Origin of the sequence: Buttiauxella gaviniae ATCC 51604, from assembly GCF_001654835.1 — a bacterium.
GTDB lineage: Bacteria > Pseudomonadota > Gammaproteobacteria > Enterobacterales > Enterobacteriaceae > Buttiauxella > Buttiauxella gaviniae.
Genome location: NZ_LXEP01000075.1, coordinates 1 through 1,709 on the forward strand (window position 1 = coordinate 1; position 1,709 = coordinate 1,709).

1 protein-coding gene and 1 pseudogene are annotated in these 1,709 nt (G+C 50.5%); both read left to right on the forward strand.

The window, feature by feature from the left end; translation table 11 throughout:
• Positions 1–975, forward strand: a 975-nt coding sequence (locus tag M977_RS23700) for an Ig-like domain-containing protein (protein WP_157092143.1), incomplete at its 5' end; no start/stop codon positions are given.
• A 336-nt stretch (positions 976–1,311) separates the two neighbouring features.
• Positions 1,312–1,709 (forward strand): annotated as a pseudogene (locus M977_RS24805) (DDE-type integrase/transposase/recombinase); the annotation flags it as partial.

A 1,709-nucleotide genomic window follows, 5' to 3' on the forward strand; every position in this document is an offset into this window, starting at 1 on the left:
GCGACGGTCACGGCGAAGGCGAACGGCACGGCGGAGAACACCGGCACGGTGACCCTGACCCATACGGCCGCCCAGAACCTGGCGGGGGCCACGGCAGGCACGGCAACCGCTCCGGCGTCGGTCCCGGCGGACGGAACCAGTACCCCGACCACCACCGTACCGATCACCGGTGCGGACGGTCAGCCCCTGAAAAATACCGCCGTCACCGTGAAGGTGAACGGCACTGACCAGACGGTGACCACCGACAGCAACGGTAACGCCACGGTGACCCTGCCGGCCTCGACCACCCCGGGTGATAAATCCATTCCGGTGGTGTTTAACGGCAGCAGCCAGAACGTGCCTGTGACCTACAGCCCGACCCAGGCCCAGCTGGCCGCGTCCATTGATGCATCACAATCGAACCTGACTGTGAGCCCGGCCAGCATTCCGGCGGATAACAGCACCACCACCACCCTGAGCTTCACGCCGAAGGACAGCAATGGCAATCCGGTGAAAGGGATGAACAACGTGACCTTTGCGGTGACGGGTGTGACCGGGACCACGGTGAGCGCGGTGAGTGAAAACAACGGCGTTTACACGGCGACACTGAAAGGGAGTACAAGAGGTTCAATTACAGTGGCCGCGAAAGCAAACGGAAACACTATTGTATCCAAAAAAGCAACAATAAATGCCTACACAACATTTAGTAATGCAGGTTCAACATTTACGGCGACATGTTCATCAGTTACTGGCGCAACCTATAGTATTCATTTGGAAAAACCAGGAGTACAAACCATGTCTATATATTTAGGAACATCTAGTAATACGATGTCACTAATTAACGTGTCCACTGATAGCAGCGGCAATTATACCGGGACGTATACGGCTGCAGAAGTTCAAAATGCAATTCTAGGTAGTGGCACAGACACCAAGCTTATAGCGCAGGTTAATATTAATGGTGCATATGACACTGATAGAAATGTCCCATGCAAGTAATAAGTCTATCATCTGAGTAAATAGTAAAAATACTTGGATGGATGAGTGTTCAGTAACGAAAATAAGCCCCATAAATCGGTGGAATTTATGGGGCCTTTAATAACGATGCCGGCAGATTTCTTGGGTTCCCAGGCCAAATATAGGCTATGTCGCATTAAGGTGCTAACAGATAACATACTGTTTTTTATATTATTTTTCAGACTGGTGTCTTTGATCCGAAAGGAACTGTTGCAAAGAGTGCAACGCTGATAAAACGTGCAGTCTTTTTCATCCGTGGCGATAAGCATGAACGTATTCAAGGGCTGATATTTCAGTCGCGATATTATTCTGTGAGCGGTACGTTGGTACAGGCGTCAACCTTCCGGGTTTCGCTCAGGGTATCTGGATGAAACTTATATCAAAGTTAACGGCAGATGGGCTTATCTGTACCGTGCAGTCGACAGCAGAGGTTGTACTATTGATTTTTATCTATCCTCACGCCGCAGCAGTAAATCCGCATACCGCTTTATGGGGAAACCCCTGAATAATACGAAGTACTGGCAAATTCCACGGCTGATTAATACCGATAAAGCCCCGACACACGGGCGGGCACTGGCGTTGCTGAAGCACGAAGGAAAATGTCCGCCGGATGTGGAGCACCGACAGATAAAGTACCGGAACAACGTGATTGAGTGCGGCAAGCTGAAACGGATAATCAATGCCACGCTGCGATTAAAATCGATGAGGGCGTCTTA